Raw genomic sequence first — 294 nt, 5'->3', positions numbered from 1 at the left:
CGAATGTGGCAGGGTGTTTCTTTGACCCATTCGGGTAAGTCGCTCTGCATCACTTCCCCAGCGTAACTTTAACTTGCTTAGTCGTTTACCACTCCGGGATAATGCAATTGCTTGGTTGTAGCAATACCGACAAGCAGCCAGCCATTTACGCCAGACTTGATTTAGCTCGGGGCTGGGGTAAATCCGGATCTTCTTTGACCTGAGTTTTGTATTTACTCCGTCCGTATAATCGGGAGCTAAAGCAGTGGAGGATGGCGAGGATGTCCTCAACCATTTCTGGTTCTGGACTGAGAC

Annotated in this window: 1 protein-coding gene and 1 pseudogene; both read right to left on the bottom strand. The window is 49.0% G+C overall.

Translation table 11 applies throughout. The annotated features are described in order from the left end of the window. Positions 1–183 (bottom strand): helix-turn-helix domain-containing protein (locus P5683_RS26165; RefSeq protein ID WP_315642628.1); only part of this gene is annotated, 183 nt, incomplete at its 3' end. Beyond that, positions 146–294, bottom strand: a pseudogene (locus P5683_RS26160) (IS607 family transposase); the annotation flags it as partial. The pseudogene P5683_RS26160 and the gene P5683_RS26165, both read right to left, overlap by 38 nt.

This window comes from Limnospira sp. PMC 1279.21, assembly GCF_032349615.1.
Classification (GTDB): Bacteria; Cyanobacteriota; Cyanobacteriia; order Cyanobacteriales; family Microcoleaceae; genus Limnospira; species Limnospira fusiformis.
Note: the sequence above shows the minus strand (reverse complement) of the source record. Positions and strands in the feature narration are given on the sequence as shown.